At 42.9% G+C, this 20,122-nt stretch carries 14 protein-coding genes; 10 read left to right on the top strand and 4 right to left on the bottom strand.

Features of this window, described 5'->3' with window-relative positions; genetic code table 11:
• Window positions 1-18 precede the first annotated feature (18 nt).
• Complete coding sequence (locus tag WN948_RS13860) at window positions 19-207, bottom strand: hypothetical protein (protein ID WP_342304771.1); 189 nt, start codon at window positions 205-207, stop codon at window positions 19-21.
• 705 nt (window positions 208-912) lie between these two features.
• On the opposite strand from WN948_RS13860, the gene hdrA2 reads away from it, so the two are divergent.
• From hdrA2 to WN948_RS13815, 9 genes are all read left to right on the top strand, one after another.
• The gene (gene hdrA2 / locus WN948_RS13855) at window positions 913-3,267 is read left to right on the top strand and encodes a CoB-CoM heterodisulfide reductase HdrA2 (protein WP_342304769.1); all 2,355 of its coding nucleotides are present in this window, start codon (window positions 913-915) and stop codon (window positions 3,265-3,267) included.
• Complete coding sequence (locus WN948_RS13850) at window positions 3,264-4,595, top strand: 4Fe-4S binding protein (protein WP_342304768.1); 1,332 nt, start codon at window positions 3,264-3,266, stop codon at window positions 4,593-4,595. The genes hdrA2 and WN948_RS13850 overlap by 4 nt, the downstream gene beginning before the upstream one ends.
• 113 nt (window positions 4,596-4,708) lie before the next feature.
• The gene (gene gatE / locus WN948_RS13845; RefSeq protein WP_342304767.1) at window positions 4,709-6,610 is read left to right on the top strand and encodes a Glu-tRNA(Gln) amidotransferase subunit GatE; all 1,902 of its coding nucleotides are present in this window, start codon (window positions 4,709-4,711) and stop codon (window positions 6,608-6,610) included.
• 46 nt (window positions 6,611-6,656) lie between these two features.
• Complete coding sequence (locus tag WN948_RS13840) at window positions 6,657-7,694, top strand: hypothetical protein (protein ID WP_342304766.1); 1,038 nt, start codon at window positions 6,657-6,659, stop codon at window positions 7,692-7,694.
• A 94-nt stretch (window positions 7,695-7,788) separates the two neighbouring features.
• Complete coding sequence (gene carA, locus WN948_RS13835; RefSeq protein WP_342304765.1) at window positions 7,789-8,886, top strand: glutamine-hydrolyzing carbamoyl-phosphate synthase small subunit; 1,098 nt, start codon at window positions 7,789-7,791, stop codon at window positions 8,884-8,886.
• A complete protein-coding gene (gene carB / locus WN948_RS13830; RefSeq protein WP_342304764.1) occupies window positions 8,886-12,110 on the top strand; it encodes a carbamoyl-phosphate synthase large subunit in 3,225 nt (1,074 codons plus the stop codon). The genes carA and carB overlap by 1 nt, the downstream gene beginning before the upstream one ends.
• Before the next feature lie 23 nt (window positions 12,111-12,133).
• Window positions 12,134-13,315, top strand: coding sequence for an argininosuccinate synthase (locus WN948_RS13825; protein WP_342304763.1), 1,182 nt, complete (start codon window positions 12,134-12,136; stop codon window positions 13,313-13,315).
• A 127-nt stretch (window positions 13,316-13,442) separates the two neighbouring features.
• The gene (locus WN948_RS13820; protein ID WP_342304762.1) at window positions 13,443-13,799 is read left to right on the top strand and encodes a hypothetical protein; all 357 of its coding nucleotides are present in this window, start codon (window positions 13,443-13,445) and stop codon (window positions 13,797-13,799) included.
• Window positions 13,800-13,903: 104 nt separating this feature from the next.
• On the top strand, window positions 13,904-15,307 hold the full coding sequence (locus WN948_RS13815; RefSeq protein ID WP_342304761.1) for an ATP-binding protein: 1,404 nt from the start codon (window positions 13,904-13,906) through the stop codon (window positions 15,305-15,307).
• 468 nt (window positions 15,308-15,775) lie between these two features.
• Here the strand turns inward: WN948_RS13815 and WN948_RS13810 are convergent, their stop codons facing one another.
• On the bottom strand, window positions 15,776-16,927 hold the full coding sequence (locus tag WN948_RS13810) for a metallophosphoesterase (protein ID WP_342304760.1): 1,152 nt from the start codon (window positions 16,925-16,927) through the stop codon (window positions 15,776-15,778).
• Window positions 16,928-17,061: 134 nt separating this feature from the next.
• On the opposite strand from WN948_RS13810, the gene WN948_RS13805 reads away from it, so the two are divergent.
• Window positions 17,062-17,766, top strand: coding sequence for a DUF6293 family protein (locus WN948_RS13805; protein ID WP_342304759.1), 705 nt, complete (start codon window positions 17,062-17,064; stop codon window positions 17,764-17,766).
• A gap of 207 nt (window positions 17,767-17,973) precedes the next feature.
• Here WN948_RS13805 and WN948_RS13800 read toward each other — a convergent pair whose 3' ends face one another.
• Together WN948_RS13800 and WN948_RS13795 are read right to left on the bottom strand one after the other, a co-directional pair.
• A complete protein-coding gene (locus WN948_RS13800) occupies window positions 17,974-18,507 on the bottom strand; it encodes a hypothetical protein (RefSeq protein ID WP_342304758.1) in 534 nt (177 codons plus the stop codon).
• 919 nt (window positions 18,508-19,426) lie between these two features.
• A complete protein-coding gene (locus tag WN948_RS13795) occupies window positions 19,427-20,011 on the bottom strand; it encodes a metal-dependent hydrolase (protein WP_342304757.1) in 585 nt (194 codons plus the stop codon).
• Between the last annotated feature and the right edge of the window lie 111 nt (window positions 20,012-20,122).

Here is a 20,122-nt window from a genome sequence, read left to right as displayed (position 1 = left end):
ACCTGCAGGTTTTTCTACCTAAATAATGCCAATTCCTTCTGTTCCAAGTCCATCAACTGAAAGGCTGATCTTTCCGGTCTCTGTGACCATCGGAGAAAGGCTTGTAAGTGCAGGTACAGCCAGGGTCATTGGTGCCACTGATGCTGTCTTGAATGTTGTTTCTTCAACTGTACCAGGTGTTGTTTCAGCTGCGCTTGCTGCCATCATAAAAGCTGATGACAAAACAGCAAAACACACGAAAAAAGTCATTATATTTTTAATTTGTTTTTTTGCTATCATAAAATAACTTCTGTACTTTCTCAAGTAAACAAGCAAGTCTATATGAACATATGCACAGTTAATATATAAATATATTTTTTATTTACTGTTTTAAATAATTGAGTGGCACGAAATCATAATAATAATAATAATAATAATAATAATAATAATAATAATAATAATAATAATAATAATAATGATAATAATAATAATAATAATAATAATGAGATACAAGCAACCCATTGACAGTCGAATAAAGATTGATAAGTGCGTTTTTAAGGTGTTTTGCTAAATTAGAGATTTTGCAAGTAGATACTTTCAGAGTGCCTATGAACCTGTCTGGAAACAGAAAACACAAAGTTTATATTCTCGAAATTATGGAAAATATACGATTGTACAGGCTTATAATGAATAATGAGTCAAAAACACAACATATCTAAATTAATTATTCTGTGCAATGAAACGACATATCAGTATGTTATTTGACCTTTAGAATATACTAAATATTAGCCAATAATGATGCAAATATAGATGAAGTTCATCAGCGATTGACAGATATGAACCCTGCAAAGTATAATTAAATGGTTTTTCATCAATCATCCAAAACTATATCATCCCCAAAGTCATTTTTTCCTGCAAAAAGGAGCCAACAATATGCGAATCGGAGTATACATCTGTCATTGCGGACTGAATATCGCACACACCATAAACGTAGAGTCACTCAGGGACAAGGTTAGTGAGCTTGATGGCGTTAAGGTGGCCAAGGACATACAGTTCATGTGTTCCGATTCGGGGCAGGAATCCATAGTACAAGACATAACAGACCTTGATCTTAACCATATACTTGTGGCTGCCTGTTCCCCTCATCTGCACGAGCAGACATTCAAGAGAGTGCTTGAAAAAGCGGGTCTCAATCCCTTCATGCTGGAAATGGTCAACATCCGTGAGCAATGCTCCTGGGTGCATATGGAAGACCCGCAAATGGCAACCCAGAAGGCATTCGACCTTATACGAATGGGCATAGCCAGACTCAAACTACTGGACCCGTTGCAGCTTAAAAAAGTGCCTGTAACAAAAGATGTACTTGTTATAGGAGGCGGTGTTGCAGGAATAGAAGCTGCACTGACCCTTGCTAACTCCGGCTATCATGTTCATATGGTGGAGAAAGAACCCACCATCGGTGGAAAAATGGCACTGCTAAACGAAGTGTTCCCAACCAACGACTGCTCCATCTGTGTGCTGGCTCCCAAGATGACAGACGTGCACCAGCACCCGAATATCAACCTGATCACACTTGCAGAAGTTACCGGAGTTATGGGTCCGGTTGGTAATTTCAATGTTACTGTAACCAGAAAACCCAGATACGTCATAGAGGACAGATGCAAGGGCTGCGTGGACGAATGTGGCCGTGTCTGCCCGGTGGAAATACCCAACAGGTTCGACAGCGGACTGGGAAAGACAAAAGCCATCAACATGCCAATCCCACAGGCAGTACCGCAAGTGGTCTATATCGACAATGAGTTCTGCGTGGGCTGTGGACTCTGCAAACAGGCATGTCCGGCCGATGCAGTGGATTACCACCAGAAAGAAGAAACTATTGAGTTCACCGTGGGTGCGATCATCCTTGCAACAGGATACAATCATTTCGATGCATCCCGAAAGCAGGAGTACGGTTATGGTATCTACCCTGACGTCATTACTAACATGGAACTTGAGCGCCTGCTCAATGCCGCCGGTCCCACAAAAGGTAAAGTGCTCTCCCCATCAACACTGGAAATACCAAAGAAAGTTGCTTTCATACAGTGTGTCGGTTCAAGGGACGAAAAAGTAGGCAACCCCTACTGTTCAAGGGTTTGCTGTATGTCCAGCATGAAAAATGCACAGCTTCTCAAGGAACGCTATCCAGATATTGACATTACAATTCATTACATAGACATCCGTGCATCCGGTGAGATGTACGAGGAATATTATACACGCACTCAGGAGATGGGCATCAATTTCGTTCGCGGTAAAGTGGGTGAGATCCTGCAGGACGGACTGGGAAAAATGAACCTGCGTTATGAAGATACTCTTAGTGGCAAAATTTACGAGGAATCCTCAGACCTTGTTGTCCTTGCAACAGGTATGGAAAATGTCAAAGATGCTGACAGGATATCCAGGGTATTGAACCTTACAAGACGCAGTGACCGTTTCTTCTCCATAGCTCATCCCAAAATGAGGCCGGTTGACTCACATGTAAAGGGAGTATACATCGCAGGTTGTGCATCCGGTCCCAAAGAAATACAGGTATCCATAGCACAGGGAAGTGCCGCTGCTGCCAAGGCAATGCAGCTCCTGGCAAAGGGCGAGATCGAAATGGACCCGCTCTGCGCTCATGTGAATCCAGATAAATGTATTGGATGTGGCATATGTGTGGATGTCTGCAAATTCAATAAAATAAGTTTCGTTGACAAAAAAGCAGTGGTTGACGAACTATCGTGTATGGGATGCGGTGCATGCAGTGCATCATGTCCGGCTGATGCTATATGGATGCGTAACAGCACTGATGAACAAATAACCGCCCAGATACACGCTGCCACCGAAGTCAAGTCTGAATTCCCGCTAATAATCGCATTCCTGTGTAACTGGTGTAGCTACACATGTGCAGACCTTGCCGGCACATCAAGGATACAATACCCTACTAACATCCGTGTCATCCGCGTCATGTGTGCCGGACGTGTGGACCCCTCATTTGTTCTTGAAGCACTTGAAAGCGGTGCAGACGGAGTGCTAGTTGCAGGATGCCGACTTGGAGAATGTCATTACACCTTCGCTAATTATAACGCAAAGTCAAGGATGGAAGCCCTGAAGGAAGTGCTTGCAGATGTAGGCATAGACCCTGGACGCCTTAACGTGGAATGGATATCAGCCTCCGAAGGGGAGAGATTCGCCAGATCAATTGAAGGATTTGTTGAATATCTTGAAAAGATAGGACCTATAGGTTCTGAACTCACGGAGGCAGAACAGTGACAGAAGAATGCAGGGAAAGTTCGCTCTGTGTCGAGAAAGACATGGACATAGACGGTTCCCATTTCATCTATCGCCAGATAAGCAACCAATCTGTGAAATTCCTTGATTACGATTACAAGAGATGTGTGGGCTGTGGTATTTGTGTTGGCCTCTGTCCCACACAAGCTCTGGAACTAGGACCCATGCAGGAGATCTCCACCGGACTGGATGCTCCTCCTGTAATGATGGAACTTGATAAGTGTACTTTCTGCTCCATGTGCGCCAACTTCTGCCCAGTTCACGCCTTTAAGATGACCGAAGAAGGCGATTTTCCAGATAATGATGAATTCCCGACATACGATTCCTATGTAAGGATGAACGAGAAATGCCTGCCATGTGCGCTTTGTAAGGCCGCATGCCCCGAGGATGCCATAGATGTAGAGTTCACCTTCCTAAAAAAAGAGGACATAGCACCCTTCAAAGAAGATGTTGAGGGCGAGATAGAGATAGATACTGATAAGTGCAACTTCTGCGGCCTGTGTGCAGAATTCTGTGAAGCATTTCTGCTTGTAGAAAAAGAAACTACTCCCACTGACCCACAACCTTTTGACCTGCTGCTGGTGGACGAGGATAAATGCGACTACTGCGTGCTATGCCAGGATCTGTGTCCTGAGAATGCTATAAAGGTCACTGGAGAAAGAAGAGGCAAAGCTCCTGATATCGAAGGGATCGTCACTGTAGATGACGATAAATGTACCCGATGCACCTGGTGCCAGGTTGTCTGCCCCTACGAAGCGGTTGATCTTAAGAAGCAGTTTGAGGGCGAACTTGCGCTTATAGAAGTAAATGTCGATAAATGTGACCCGCAGGGCTGTCATGGTTGCTTTAATGTGTGCCCTTCCCACCTCTGGTATGTACCTGAGGACGGGACTAAGATCGCGATAAAGGAAGATTATTGCACCTACTGTGGTGCCTGTGTCAATGCATGCCCCAAGGATGTGATGAAAGTCACTCGTACGAAGGTTCACCACACTGAGATCCCTGAATCACCATGGGCAGAACAGTGGAGAAATGCAGTGGATTCCATGGTTACCGGAAAGAGAGAGCATCCGGACATTTCCAGGACCCTTGTTGTGGAGAAGGAAGAACAGAAGGAACATGTGGAAGTGGAACTGCCACAGATTGATGGCTCACTCCTCAAACTCGCAAAAGAACGTATTGAGAAAGCAAAGCCCTTGCTTGACAATGTGAAAATAAGGAAGATGCTTGAGGATAGCCCTTCTGAAGAACAGAAGGAAGAGTTCCGCAAAAAGATAGGAACAGATACAAGCAATAAGTCCAAACAATAACTATATACATGCGTGTGCGTTTTGTTGTGTAGATATCCACATATTGCTTACTAAATTACAATCAATTAATTACGATCAATTCAAATTATTCATTTATATCGGTGAGATTTTCCATGAGTGATAAATTCAATTATGCTGAACTGGGTTTGAAATGCGGTCTTGAGATTCACCAACAACTTGATTCAAAAGAGAAACTTTTCTGCAGGTGTCCTACACGAATAAGGAACATTGAAGAATCCAACCACGAATTCTTTCGTTATCTCCGACCCACAGCAAGTGAGATGGGAGAAACTGACAGGGCTGCCCTGGAACAGTCTAAACTCAAACGTAAGTACATTTACAAGACATACGATAGCACCTGCCTTGTGGAAAACGATGACGAGCCTCCCACTGAGTTAAACAAGGAATCCCTTGACATCGCTCTTAGCATCACAAAGCTCCTGAACATGGTACCTGTTGACCAGATACACATGATGCGCAAGATAGTTGTCGATGGTTCCAACACATCCGGATTCCAGAGAACCGCTTTTCTTGCAAAGGACGGTCATCTTGACACTTCGGTCGGTCCTGTTGGTGTCGGTGTATTATGCCTTGAGGAAGAGGCATGCCAGAAGATAGAGGACAAGGGAGATTCTATAATATACTCACTTGATCGTCTGGGAATCCCGCTGGTCGAGATAGGCACAGACCCGGACATCATTTCCCCGTCACATGCAAAGGAAACCGCACAGCAGATAGGAATGTTGTTACGTTCGACCGGAAAGGTTAAGCGTGGACTTGGAACTATACGTCAGGACGTAAACATATCTATCGCAAGAGGTGCACGTGTTGAACTCAAAGGCGTGCAGGCTCTTGATATGATAGAGACCATGGTTGAACTGGAAGTTGAGCGCCAGGCCAATCTTCTTGCAATGATGGATGAGCTGCTTGAGCGCGGTGCATCCGTATGTGATACTATTTTCGATGTTACGGATCTCTTCAGGGAAACAAAGTCCAAGGTCATCAAAAAGACCATCAAGAAAGGGAAGGTATATGCCGTTCTTCTGCATGGATTTGACGGATTTGTGGGCAGGGAAGTTCAGCCAGGAAGACGGCTTGGTACCGAGTTCTCAGACCGTGCAAAGACATCCGGCGTAGGTGGTATATTCCACACAGACGAACTTCCAAGTTATGGCATAAGCGAAGAAGAGGTACATGCACTGCGCACAGAGCTTGCTGCCGCTGAGAATGATGCTGTTGTAATGGTTGCAGACCGTGAGAAACGTGCGTGGGATGCGATGGAAAGTGTAATCATCCGTGCAAAGGAAGCTCTTGAAGGCGTTCCTGAAGAAACACGCAGGGCACTTCCAGATGGTAATAGCTCTTACCTCAGGCCGCTCCCGGGTGCTGCAAGGATGTATCCCGAAACTGACGTGCCACAGGTGAATATCTCCGGTGATTACTTTGATGCTATAGAAATACCAGAACTGCTAACTGAAAGGGCAAAGCGTTTTGAATCGGATTTCGGGCTTCACAAAGAACTTGCCGGGAAAATCGCTTACTCTACGTATCTACCTCTTTTTGAAGAGATAATGCAGATGCTTGGTGACAACGATAATGTCAATGCAACCCTTGTAGTGAGAACACTTACAGGAACACTGCAGGAACTGAAACGTGACGGTGTGGAAATTGATAAACTTGAGGACAGGCATTTCATCGATGTGTTCAGGTTCCTTGCCGAAGGTGGCGTTGCAAAAGAAGCCATTGATGGTCTGATCCGTGCAATTGCAGGTGATACAGGACTATGCGCAAAGGATGCGGCAGCAAAGATGGGACTTGGAAACCTTGACATATCTGAGGTCGAGAACATGGTAGATAAGATCATAGATCAACGTCAGGATTTCGTTAAAGAAAAAGGTCTTGGAGCTGTTGGCCCACTTATGGGTGTCGTGATGGGTGAAATGCGCGGAAAGGTTGACGGAAAGGTTTTAAGTGAGATGTTAAAACAAAAGATTAATAAATATATAAATATATAATATATTTTTGATGTGCTTGTATCTTAGTATCCGGTTTGGAAAAATAGTGAGCAGAGGGTTTTTTCTGCTTGCTTTTCTGATTTTATTTGTATCAGCTGTATCTGCTTCTGTAGTCATAGAAAACGATGAGAAACTAACCAATATCACAAATGCTGATCACCCTTCATGGAGTCCGGATGGGAAAATGATCGTATATGCTGCTAACCAGGCAATATGGGTCATGAACAGTGATGGTTCCGGGCAAAAGAAACTATATGATGGAATGGCCTGGGAAGGGGACCCGGTATTCAATGATGACGGTACAGAGATATATTTTGCAGCTGAAAGTAAAAAAGCCTATTCTGCACGTTATATTAGTATCCACATGATGAATGCTGACGGCAGCAATGGCCTGAAACTGACCGAAAGCGCCGATTCAAGAGAACCTTCCGTAAATCCTGATGGAAGCAGACTGGCATATGCATCACGCGCCTCAGGAAATTATGATATATGGACCATGGCAAGCAATGGAACAGATAATATCCGGCTTACTGATGGAGACGGAGATGAAACTTCATCCTCATGGAATCCAGAAGGAAACACGATCGTTTATTCTTCTTCCGGAGATATATTTATAATAGACATCGATGCAGTGAGACCAATTGGACTAATACAGGACACATACAACAATGTTGAACCTGCATATAGCCCGGATGGCGAGACCATAGCATATGCTTCTGATGTCGGCGGAGACTATGATCTGTGGCTGATGAACCCCACTGGCAGCTCACAGGTTAAACTGACCAGTGACCTCTCTTCTGAAAAAGCACCTGCATGGAGTCCGGATGGCAGGAAAATTGCCTACGTATCCAACAGGGACGGGGAATACAATATATGGGTCATGACACTTGGAGACGAGGAGATCGAATTTGAGCTCACGGAAAAAACTGTGGACATTGAAGAAAATCAGATCAACAATACCCAACTCATAAAACTACGCGAGTATGCGATAAAGGAACCCCGGGAGTTCATAGGTATAGTACTTTTGTTTTCCTTCGTATTTGTTGTGTTCATCGTGGGATCTTTTATGCGAAAGATCTCATAATCATTCTTTTTTACATAAGTTCCTGCAAAAAAAATAGAGAAGTCCATCGCAATGCTTATAGCCTATTCATCGCATGTATTCGCAGGTTCGTAAGATGAATGCAGTAATAGGATTAGAAGATGGGACTATTATAAAAGGCACTGGTTTCGGTGCCGAAGGTATCGTTTCCGGGGAACTTGTTTTCACAACTCAATATACTGGCTATGAAGAAGCACTAACAGATCCTTCATACAAAGGCCAGATACTTATGTTCACTTATCCTCTCATTGGTAATTACGGTGTCAGTGACAACTGTTTTGAATCCAATGGTGTAAAAGCTGAAGGTCTTGTAGTGAGGGAGGCTTGTCCCGAGCCATCTCACCACATGTCAAAAAAGACCATTTTCGAGCTTATGGAGGACGAAGGCAAACCCGGCATTGCAGGCGTGGACACACGTATGCTAACTATAAAGACACGAGAACACGGAACAATGCGTGCAGCCCTCATCAACGGAAGTGATGACGGTGAGGAGGCAGTCAGGATCGCCCGTGCACAAAAGAGCATTTCAGATATCGATTTTATATCACAGGTGACTTGCCCGCAGCCCTTTAAACTGGAAAGCCCGACAAGGGATCCAAATAACCCACTCAATGTGGTTCTTGTGGACTGCGGTCGTAAGCTAAGCATTGAAAGGAGTCTGATGGCAAGAGGTATGGATGTAACCGTTGTACCGGGTAACGCATCTATCTCAACAATAGAGTCCTACGATCCGGACCTCCTGTTCTTCTCAAACGGTCCAGGAGACCCATTGCAGGCACAGGATGCCATCTCAGCGGTCAACCATTTTACAGGTGAATTACCGATAGTCGGCATATGCCTGGGTCACCAGATAATCTCCCTGGCGCTTGGAGCGCAGACATACAAAATGAAATTCGGCCACAGGGGTGCAAACCAGCCAGTAAAGGACCTGGAAACAGGAACAGTCCACATCACCTCCCAAAACCATGGTTTTGCAGTGGATGGGGATTCCTTTGAAGAGGCGGACGTAGAGGTCACACAGTTCAATACCAATGATAAGACAGTAGAAGGTATTGCTCACAAATACCTGGATATATTCAGTGTACAGTATCATCCGGATGCACATCCAGGTCCAATGGATTCTGAAAAGTTATTCTTTGACAAGGTCCTCAAACTTGCAGGAGGAAAGAAATAATGCCAAAACGCGAAGACATTAAAAAAGTACTCCTGATAGGTTCAGGACCTATCATGATAGGACAGGGAGCAGAGTTCGACTTCTCGGGAAGTCAGGCATGCAGGTCACTTAAGGAAGAAGGCCTGCAGGTAGTGCTTGTTAACTCAAACCCGGCAACTATTATGACAGATCCCGAAATGGCAGATGCGGTATACATAGAACCCATTGAGGTTAGAGCAGTTGAGAAGATCATTGCAAAGGAAAGACCAGACGGTATCATTGCAGGTCTCGGTGGACAGACCGGTCTGAACCTTACAAGTGAACTTGCAGAGCAGGGCATACTTGAGAAGTACAACGTCAAGCTTCTTGGAACAAACCTTGATGCCATAAAGAACACAGAGGATCGTGAACTCTTCAAACAGACAATGGAGAGGATCGGGGAAAAGGTACCCCGCAGCAAAGCAATATCCACTCTCAAGGAAGCTGAAGCAGTAATTGACGAACTGGGACTTCCTCTGATAATTCGTCCCGCATACACCCTTGGTGGTGCAGGTGGCGGTATCGCCCATTCCAGGGAAGAACTCCTGGAGATCACGGAAAGAGGTCTTCGTCGCAGCCGTATCAGTCAGGTACTTATCGAGGAAAGCGTACTCGGGTGGAAGGAGTTCGAGTATGAGGTCATGCGTGATGCAAATGACACATGCATAGTAATATGCAACATGGAGAACCTGGACCCTATGGGAGTACACACAGGTGAGTCCATAGTTGTTACACCATCCCAGACCCTCAATGATGAGGAGCACCAGATGCTGAGGACCGCTGCTATTAAGATCATCAGGTCATTCGGTATTGAAGGTGGCTGTAACATCCAGTTCGCTGCCAAGGACGGCGACTACCGTATTGTGGAAGTAAACCCACGTGTATCACGTTCATCAGCCCTTGCATCAAAGGCAACGGGTTACCCGATTGCCAGGGTGACAGCAAAGATAGCTATCGGTATGGCACTGGATGAGATCCTCAATGATGTGACTAAAAAGAACCCTGCATCATTTGAGCCTACAATTGATTACATCGTTACAAAGATACCAAGATGGCCATTTGATAAATTTGTCAATGCCGACAAGACACTTACCACTGCTATGAAGAGTACCGGCGAGGTAATGTCCATCGGTCGTACCATTGAGGAATCACTTTTAAAGGCTATACGCTCCCTTGATATTAAGATGGACTTCGGAACAGATGAATGGTCCAACAACGAGATCAAAACCCTGCTCCAGACACCGACAAGCGAACGTCTCTTTGTAATGTATCATGCTCTTTGCAATGGTTTTTCAATTGAGGATGTTTCCAGTCTGACAGGTATTGATATCTTCTTCATCAGGAAGCTTAAGAATATCATTGATATGGAAGACATGATCAAAGAAGAAGGACTTTCCGGAAACCTGTCCGATGACCTTCTTCTTGATGCAAAACGCATAGGACTTCTGGATTCCCGCATTGCAGAACTGGCAGGGCAGACCCGCGAGGACATCAATGACCAAAGACGTAATGCAGGTGTCGTGTGCACCTACAAGATGGTAGATACATGTTCAGCGGAATTTGCAGCAGAGACTCCTTATTACTACTCATGTTACGAGCAGATGTGTGAAGCGGAACCATCAGACCGTAAGAAGATACTGATACTTGGTTCAGGTCCTATACGCATAGGACAGGGTATCGAGTTCGATTACTGCACGGTGCATGCGGTTGCAGCTATCCGTGAGGCAGGGATCGAGGCCCATATCATCAACAACAACCCGGAAACTGTTTCCACTGACTACGACACTTCCGATAAGCTCTTTTTCGAACCTCTCACACTTGAAGATGTGATGAATGTCATAGATAAGGAGAATCCGGATGCAGTACTTGTACAGTTCGGAGGACAGACATCGGTGAACCTCGCACTTCCACTTGAGAAGGAACTCAAGAGGCGCAGTGACCTGAAGACCGTCATTCTCGGCACATCGCCTGAAGATATTGACATGGCAGAGGACCGTGAGAAGTTCAACCTCAGGATGAGCAAGCTTGACATCAACCAGCCGGAAGCAGGTTATGCAACCTCGCAGGACCAGGCAATCGAGATAGCCACAAGAATAGGTTATCCGGTACTTGTACGTCCTTCCTATGTACTCGGTGGTCGTGCAATGGAGATAGTCTACGAGCAGAGTGACCTTGAACGCTACATGCGTGAGGCTGTGAAGGTATCCCCCGAACATCCGATACTTATTGACGACTTCCTTGAGGGCGCAGTTGAGATCGATGTGGATGCTGTGTGTGACGGTAAAGACGTACTTATCGGTGCTATCATGGAGCACATCGAAGAAGCAGGCGTTCACTCCGGTGACTCTGCATGTGTCATCCCGCCACAATCACTTTCAGAAGAGGTTCTCGAAACAGTACGTGATTATACCCGCAAGATCGCTCTTGCACTCAATGTGATCGGCCTTGTGAACATCCAGATGGCAAAGAAAGGTGACAAGATCTATGTCCTTGAAGCAAACCCACGTTCAAGCAGGACCATACCATTCGTATCCAAGGCAGTTGGCCTGCCTCTTGCAAAAATAGCTGCCCGTGTGATAATGGGACAGAGTCTGGAAGAGCTGGGTTATTCAACAAGCAACGAACCGAAGGTCAACCATGTCTCAGTGAAAGAAGTGCTTCTGCCCTTTGACAAGCTTCCAGGAGCAGACCCCGTACTTAGCCCGGAGATGAAGAGTACCGGAGAGGTCATGGGTATTGACTCAGATTATGGAAGAGCATTCTTCAAAGCGCAGCTCAGTGCTGATAATCTGCTTCCGCTTACCGGAAAGGTCTTTGTGTCCGTGAAGGATGAGGACAGGGAAGAGCTGATAGATGTCGCAAGCGAGCTTGTGAGCGCAGGAATCGAATTACTTGGTACAAAAGGTACGGCAGATTTCCTTTCTGAACATGGTGTAGAGATGGGAATTGTTAAGAAGGTCCATGACGGCAGCCCCAATGTCATCGATATGATGCGCAGGTATGAGGTTGCACTGGTCATTAACACCCCTAATGACAAGCTATCCCGTGAGGACAGCTCAAGAATACGCCGTGCAGCAGTGGATTTCAAGGTACCTTACATCACCACGATCCAGGCAGCAGTTGCAGCATCCCATGCCATCGTTTCCATGAAGCAGGGCGAGGGAGACGTTAAATCAATAAATGAATATCACAAGGAGATCGCATAGATCTCCTATCAGGATCAGATATTATGACAAAGAAAGTAGTACTTGCTTATTCAGGCGGGCTTGACACTTCCGTGTGCATCCCGCTGCTAAAAGAAGAATACGGCTACGATGAAGTTATCACAGTAGCGGTAGACGTTGGACAGCCACAGGAAGATGTTAAACAGGCTGAAGAGAAAGCACAGAAGATCAGCAACAAGCACTTCACGCTCGATGTGCGTGAGGAATTTGTCAATGATTATATATTCCCACTTATCAAGGCCAATGGCGATTATGAAGGATACGTCATGGGCACATCCATCGCACGTCCTCTTATCGCTAAGAAGGTCGTTGAGATAGCAGAGCAGGAAGGCGCTGTTGCACTTGCACACGGTTGTACCGGCAAGGGTAATGACCAGCTTCGTTTTGAGGCAGTTTTCCGCCTGACCGACATGGATGTTATCGCACCCATGAGGGACATGAACCTCACACGTGACTGGGAGATCGAGTATGCACAGAAGCATGGCATACCTGTGACCGTCACAGCCGCAAAGCCATGGAGTGTGGATGAGAACATCTGGAGCCGCAGTATCGAAGGTGGCAAACTGGAAGACCCGGGATTCATTCCTCCTGAGGAGATCTACCAGTGGACCGTTTCCCCTGAAGCAGCTCCTGATGGCCAGACCCTTGTAATTGGTTTTGAGAACGGTGTCCCTGTTTCACTTGACGGTGAGAAGATGGACGGTGTTGAGCTTATCATCAAGCTGAACGAGCTCGCAGGTTCCCACGGTATCGGCAGGACCGATATGATAGAGGACCGTGTTCTGGGACTTAAAGCACGTGAGAATTACGAGCACCCAGCAGCTACAGTTCTCCTTACAGCCCACAAAGACATTGAGAAGCTTGTGCTCACAAGAGCAGAGCTTAAATTCAAGAAAACTGTGGATGAACAGTGGTCTGAACTTGCCTACTATGGCCTTGTTGACGAACCACTCTACCACGACCTGAATGCATTTGTTGATAAGACCCAGCAGCGTGTCAGCGGTACCGTTACCGTGAAACTGCATAAGGGCAGTGTCATCATACTTGCACGTACATCCCCGTATGCACTTTATTCAGAAGACCTTGTGTCCTTTGATAGTGCAACCATTGACCAGAAAGATGCTGAGGGTTTTGCCAAGTATCATGGGTTCCAGGCAAGGATGTATAAGAAGGTTATTGAGAAGTAAATTTTAAATTGTATGCCGGTTGGCATACGATTTTTTTTCTGTTTTTGATTTAATATTAGTATCAACTTCTTTTCGGAAGATTTATATTGTTTCTTTCAAAAATCACTTCAACTGAAAGGTGAATTTTATGATAGCTGAGAGGATAAGTAATGAAATTGAAGAAGGTTTAACAATTCCGAAACCAAATGCAAAGCAACCGTTTAAAGTTAAGGGATGGGGTATTCGAAGAGGTGAAACAGCTTTAATTTACTACATTCCAAGTCATACTAATCCGAGTAAACCTTACGAAAAAGGTGTTACAATAACCGAATTTGAGCAGGCTTATCAGCAACTAATAAATGAAGGTCGATTTGAAAGGAAATGGTTCAACGAAAACATGATAGCTTGTTCAAAAGAAGGAGGCTGCAATTTTACGACTATTGGTGGTATTTTTGAATTATTGGGAATTGCCATTTATGGCTATGGGAAATACACAAAAAACTGAATGGTGTAAATTGGATCTAGTTGCATTTTATCTTATCTTATTATTTTAGCTATGGATTCTGGATTACTTTCGCATTGTCACCATAAACAATGATTATAAATATAATGATTACAAAAATAACCATTGTGCAATTCTACAACCGTGAGAAGGAACTTGCCTTAATGAAACTCCTCGACAAGAGTAAGCCATCTTTCCTCGTGATTACCGGCAAAAGAAGAGTCGGGAAGACCGAGCTAATAAAACAGTTCAGCAGGGACAGGAAAGCACTCTACCTCTTTGTTGACAGTAACAAGAGCATTGATATACTCATGGATGAGTTCGACAGGATGCTCAGGGAAGAGCTTGAACTGCCGGATTATGTTAATGTTAAGGAGCCTGAGAATTTCCTCAAGTTCATCACATCCTACGACAAGGATATTGTGATAGCCATCGACGAATTCCAGAGATTCCTTAAGATATATCCTTCCTTTATTACCCAACTCCAGCGATACTGGGATATGAAGGCAGATAATTGCAGGGTCTTTCTCATTGTATCAGGTTCTTCCATCGGTATGATAAGAAAGATATTCATCGAGGAGCAGGCGCCGCTCTTCAAGCGGGCGGACAACATACTGACCCTGCGACCTTTCACGGTTCGCGAGACCTTTGCAATGCTTGATGAAATAGGGATCACGGATATGCAGGAAAAACTGGACCTGTATTTCCTTTTTGGAGGAACGATCTACTATTACCGCCTTTTTGAAAAATATCAGTGTACCGGGTTCCTTGATGCACTCGAAAAGCTCGTGTTCAACGAATTTGCACCGCTCAAAGATGAGGTTAGGGATATCCTTATCGAAGAATTCGGCAAGGAACACTCTACCTATTATGAGATAATATCTGCTATATCTCAAGGTAAATGTTCCAAAAGCGAAATATCGGAGATGACACACGTATCTTCAAACTCTCTTTCACATTATTTCTATGACCTTGCGGACCTGCTCGGGATAGTTGAGTATAGGATACCCGTTACAGACAGCCCAAAAAAGAGTAAGAGAGGGAGATATTTCCTCAAGGATAATTTTTTCAGGTTCTATGGCCGTTTCATATATTCTGCATTGAGCCAGTACATGGGTGGTAAATATGACCCTATAATGGAAAATGTTCTACAGCAGTGGCAGAGCTACACCGGGAAATTATTTGAGGATATGATCCGAGAGCTGATAAGTAGCAGGCTAATTTCCGAATATCCTGAAATTGGAAGCTGGTGGAACAGGAAAGGAGATGAAATAGATATACTGGCAATAAACCGTGAAAAAAGTGAGGTTATGGCAATTGAGATAAAGAATAAGGAGCTTACCAGGGATGAAGCAAGACGCATCCTCAACTCTACTTCAGAGAAAATAGAACTGATTCCCGATGTATCTGGCATGAATTTCAATGTAGGGATCGTTGCAAGAAAGATAGAGGACAGGAAGTTGATTGAAGATGAAGGATTTCTTGTATGGGAACTGGAGGATCTCCTGTAAGGTCACATATTTTTTATTTTTAGAAATTGTGGTGATCAGTCTACTTTGGATAATATATCACTTATTGCAGAAATTAGTAGTATTTTGCTCATGCATCAACCCGGATCTTCTGTATGCCTACAAGATCAAGGTGATCTAGTTCTTTGTCGGATGTAACTTCAAGATAAAGCTCGATGGCTTCTTTGATACGCTGGTTAAGTCCATCCAGTGTTTCCGCCTAAGTATGGCATCCATTAAGCTCTGGTACAGAAGCCACATATATCCCATCCTCATCCTGTTCAATGACCACTGTGAATTCTCTCATGCCATCATTCCTTCTTTTCTAAATGATAGATATTATTACGAATGGAAATAATTACCCATTATTTGTTTGTGGGAAGTATTTGAAAGATCAGGAACATATAGCAATTGAGCCATAAAAAGTGATTTAGAATCTCTTTTTAAAATCTAATTCATAACTCGTAAAAGCTACAGATCATTCTCATCAAAATCCAAAAGCCTTTTCCATTCAAGAGAATGCTTGGCAAGCAAAGGATATAGATCATCCAATGTTTCGATAGATCTGCATTCAAGAATCACTTTATCAATAGCATTTGGTTCAGTGAAGGTATATTCATCTGCAATTACTACTCCCTCCCATAATGGACTTTCTTCTCCGTGATTATAACTAATAACCAGAATATTATTTTCTTTAAAAAAACGGAATAGTATTGTTATAGTACTAGCAGTTTCAGAATCATAGAATTCAAATCTTTCAGAATTATGGCTTGTAATATTCAACAAAGAATATGAATCATCTTTTGACCTTTGTGATCTGCCAAAAACAAATGTATTTAGTTTGTCCTGCAGCATTTTCCATTCATCATGCTCTATGAATACAAATGCTCCATCATCGTCTAATCCACTGTAGTCAGGTGTTGAGAATAGGGATAATAACCTTCCATCAAACCACCACTTGTAACCGTCCTTTAATTCCGAGTGAGCCCTTATTATTATGTCAATATCATTCAATGTTCGGAATTTCTTACAGATATCCGGGCCAAATACCTGTGTCCCACACCTCTGTGGAGAGTCTTCCAGCCCCTTTTCTTCCTGTGGATCGTTCCACAGGTAAGGATGATGATCTTCTTTTTTAATTTGATCAAGAGTTACTGGCTCTCCTATACCTCCATGGACACAAAATACATGAGAGGTCCTTAACAGCGATTTTATGTTTAAAACTGCAGCAATAGGCATCTTTTCAAATGTCCTGTTGACAAGAGAAAATAACTCATCGTTTTTATCCAGTTCATCATAAAGTCCATAGTTAGCATTTGTTCCTGCAGTTTCATGATTACCACGAAGCAGGATGACACCATCCGGATCCTCAAGTTTTAATTTGAAAAGTCGACAGAGCACCTCTATAGAATGATCACCTCTATCAACATAATCTCCAAGAAAGATATAATTGCTACAATCAAGTTCCTCTCCTTTCTCTAATATGAAATCCAATGCTTCAAGATTGCCATGAAGATCGCCTACAATAATGACTGAGGAATAATCCACGTGAACAACAGCTGCTTCAGATTCAAACAAAGATGATACTTTATTGTTAAGCTCACAAAATAATGTTTTTTCCACAAAATCCCACCTAAAAGTTAGATCTACATACAAACATATAATGATATTACATGGTTATACTTAAAATTATTGTTTAAGTAAATAATGTCAAATTAATAAAAACACATATATTGAATTAAATATAATGTTCAATCATGGAAAAAGCAAAGATGTTCACGCATCTGGTACCGGTTGGTTTCTCCCCTGACAAACTGATAGAAAGTATCAAACAGTTCCCAGTTCATAAGATCATTATCCTGACACACAAAGGTGACGAAGAACAGGAAATGGTACAATCCGCAGTAAAAAGCATCAAGAAAGCTTTCAAAGGTTTTGAAGTAGAGAACAGAATAATAGAAAGAGAGAACATTTTAGAATCATCTCTTGAGATGCTGGATATTATTGAAACTGAGGTAAAAGCAGGAAGCACAGTTAAGATAAATGTATCAGGCGGCCTGAGGAACATTGGCATATCAGCATATATTGTTTCACTTGTAAGCAATGTTCCGATCTATAGTGATATTCCTGAATACACAGATAAAGAGAAATATCATCTAAAAGGCATTATTGACATCCCACTTTTCCCTATCAAAGACCTTGCCAAAGAACAGATGAGCATACTTGAGAAGCTGGAAGATGGAGTTGAATCTGTTGATGATCTTATCTCCAGATTAAAGCCGGAACTTGAAAAAGGAACAACTGATTTTGGCAACGAAAGATCACGTCTCAGCCATCATATTAAGAAGTTAAGTAACGCAGGATTCATTGAAACCGAAAAGGTAAGTAAGAATCTTGTAATTAAAAAAAGTAAGTTGGCTGTGATCTATATGAAGGGCAGAGATATCAAGTTAATTACTTAACGGCTCGACGAGTTAACGTGATCAACTTCGCCATTAGAACTTTTAGAAAATATTCCTTCTCTAAAATCTATAAATTCCTTACACTTAAGCAAAAGTTCATTGTTTGAATACAAACCTTCAAACATTAGACGAATTGCAAAATCTAAAAATAGATCATGGTTTAGGAAATACCAAAAGACGATTAAATTCCTTCATGAACGTGATGGTCTAGACCAGAAGATATGTATAGAGCTCATATTCTCTTTTTTTCAACTTAACGTCAATCCCTCTTGCCCTCCTAGAATATTCCTGAGTCATCCTGAAATTTTTCCCTTTGTTAACACGCTTGTTGATCGGAAAACCCATTTTCCATCGCATAGCATAATAATCAACCCTTTTTGATAGACGAGAACTCAACTTATATTTAATCTGCGGTCTTCCCCTCTGGCCTTTCTTTCGTGGAATCTCCTTTTTTAGTACAAGATATCCTCGCCTTCTTCTCTTGGCTTCTTCATAATAGCGGGAATAACGATGAAGTATCTTATATACGGCACTTCTTGTTACCTTATGTTTTTTGTAGGGGTTTTGATTTACAAGCTCAGTAAGTTCATCGACGGTCAAGTATTTATTTCCATTATCCCTCATAGTTTGAAATAATAAGAATTTCGCAGCTCCTACAGTACCTCGATAGTAGCAATATCTGCATATGGGATGTTCTGGGTATTCTTTATCAAAACCGCATGATAGGCATTCATTTTCCATATTACAACGGCACCTGTTATTTTTTTTACTGCTTAGTGCATTGCAGCGATACTGCCCCTTGCTTGCAAGGGCAGTTGTAGTGAGAGTGAGAGCGCTACGCTTGAGTGGGGGTGAAGGCTCAAAGATTGATAATTTGAAGTTTATTCTATAAACGGTGGCCTTTTGTTCTAGTCCTGATGAATCCTTAAGCGACAAAGAACATCATATGTACTGCTGAACAGAGTGAGATATAAGTATAATAATTCAACCTATAAAAGTACTTTCAAATCCTAGTTAAATAACCTTTTTGATGCGCTGGTTTAGCTAATAGGTCACCAGAATCGTGGTTCATATCTATTATTTTTACCTTGACCCTAAACAGTCACATGTTATTAAATTATATTTTTTGGATGAAGAAAAACAAAACGAACGTTTTATAATACTGTTCTGTCATTTCTGCTTCCTCGATGCGTTTAATAGTCTTTAAGCTCAAAGGCATAGAGTCAACATCAGTAGTTGTAGAACAAGATCTTTTCGTTTTAGAACATGGAGGAGTATTTAGAACCATTTATATTCACTATATCACGCACGCTTAAATAATTCCTGCCAAAAACAGCTCTGTAGAAATCTCCAATATTCGAACTTCTCATCGGTTCGCATTTTAAGAAGGTAGCAAATTTACCTTTTCAACCTGTTAATTTAAACTATATTGTCGTAACAATTATTGTTTAAACAATAATATGCGACATATATCAGAATAGGTCTATGGCATCGCGAATGAATTATCAGGAATACGATACAACTATCCCGCCGAAGGCAGCACGGTCCATTACCACTGATGAAAAAAAGATACGCAAGAACTACCTCCACCCCCAATCACATCCATTGTTAGTGGACATAACTAACAACTCACATCAAAAAAAACCCAAAAATCTACCTTTCACTCCAAAGGCTCATAACTAAAACCAAACCCAAGGTCCTTCAGAGCCAGAAGTGCCATGAACATCACACAGAAGATGAAGAACACCGACACAAAACAGGCAAAATTATAATAGAAGAAGTCCACGCCTGAGAGCCTGACATTCATAACAGCAAATATGCTCAGTGGTTCATTATAGAACGGATACAGGTAAGTAAGGCCACCATCAGCGATGTCATCCAGAAGTAGGTGGGACAGGAAAGCCGCTTCTGCAAATATGCCAAGTGATGAAGCTTTTGATATGTTCCTGTATAATACGTACCCCAGCATAAATGCAAGCACAAAGGCAACCAAGCCAAAAAGAAGCGAATGGGTCGGAACCGAACCTATCATTGTATGACCCAGGTTGCCGTGAAGTATAAAGTTCCACACCGCAGGCACGTCAGGGAACACCGAACCCACACTGCCGACAACAAACAATAAACTCAGGTGTTTCACATCCTTAAAGCTCATCTCCTTGCGAAAACCACTGCCTGCAATTGCAAAGATCCCTACAAGGGAGACACAGAATATGAAGAATGCAAAGTGGAACGCTGGATATGGCATATACTAGTATACAAATCAAATATATATAAATATGATGTCCACACCTGCCATCTTACGATTATCGGGGTGTAGGGGTAGAGAAAGCCTACGACTTTAGTCGTAGGATGAATC

The sequence above is a fragment of the Methanolobus sp. ZRKC5 genome (assembly GCF_038446525.1).
Lineage (GTDB): Archaea > Halobacteriota > Methanosarcinia > Methanosarcinales > Methanosarcinaceae > Methanolobus.
Note: the sequence above shows the minus strand (reverse complement) of the source record. Positions and strands in the feature narration are given on the sequence as shown.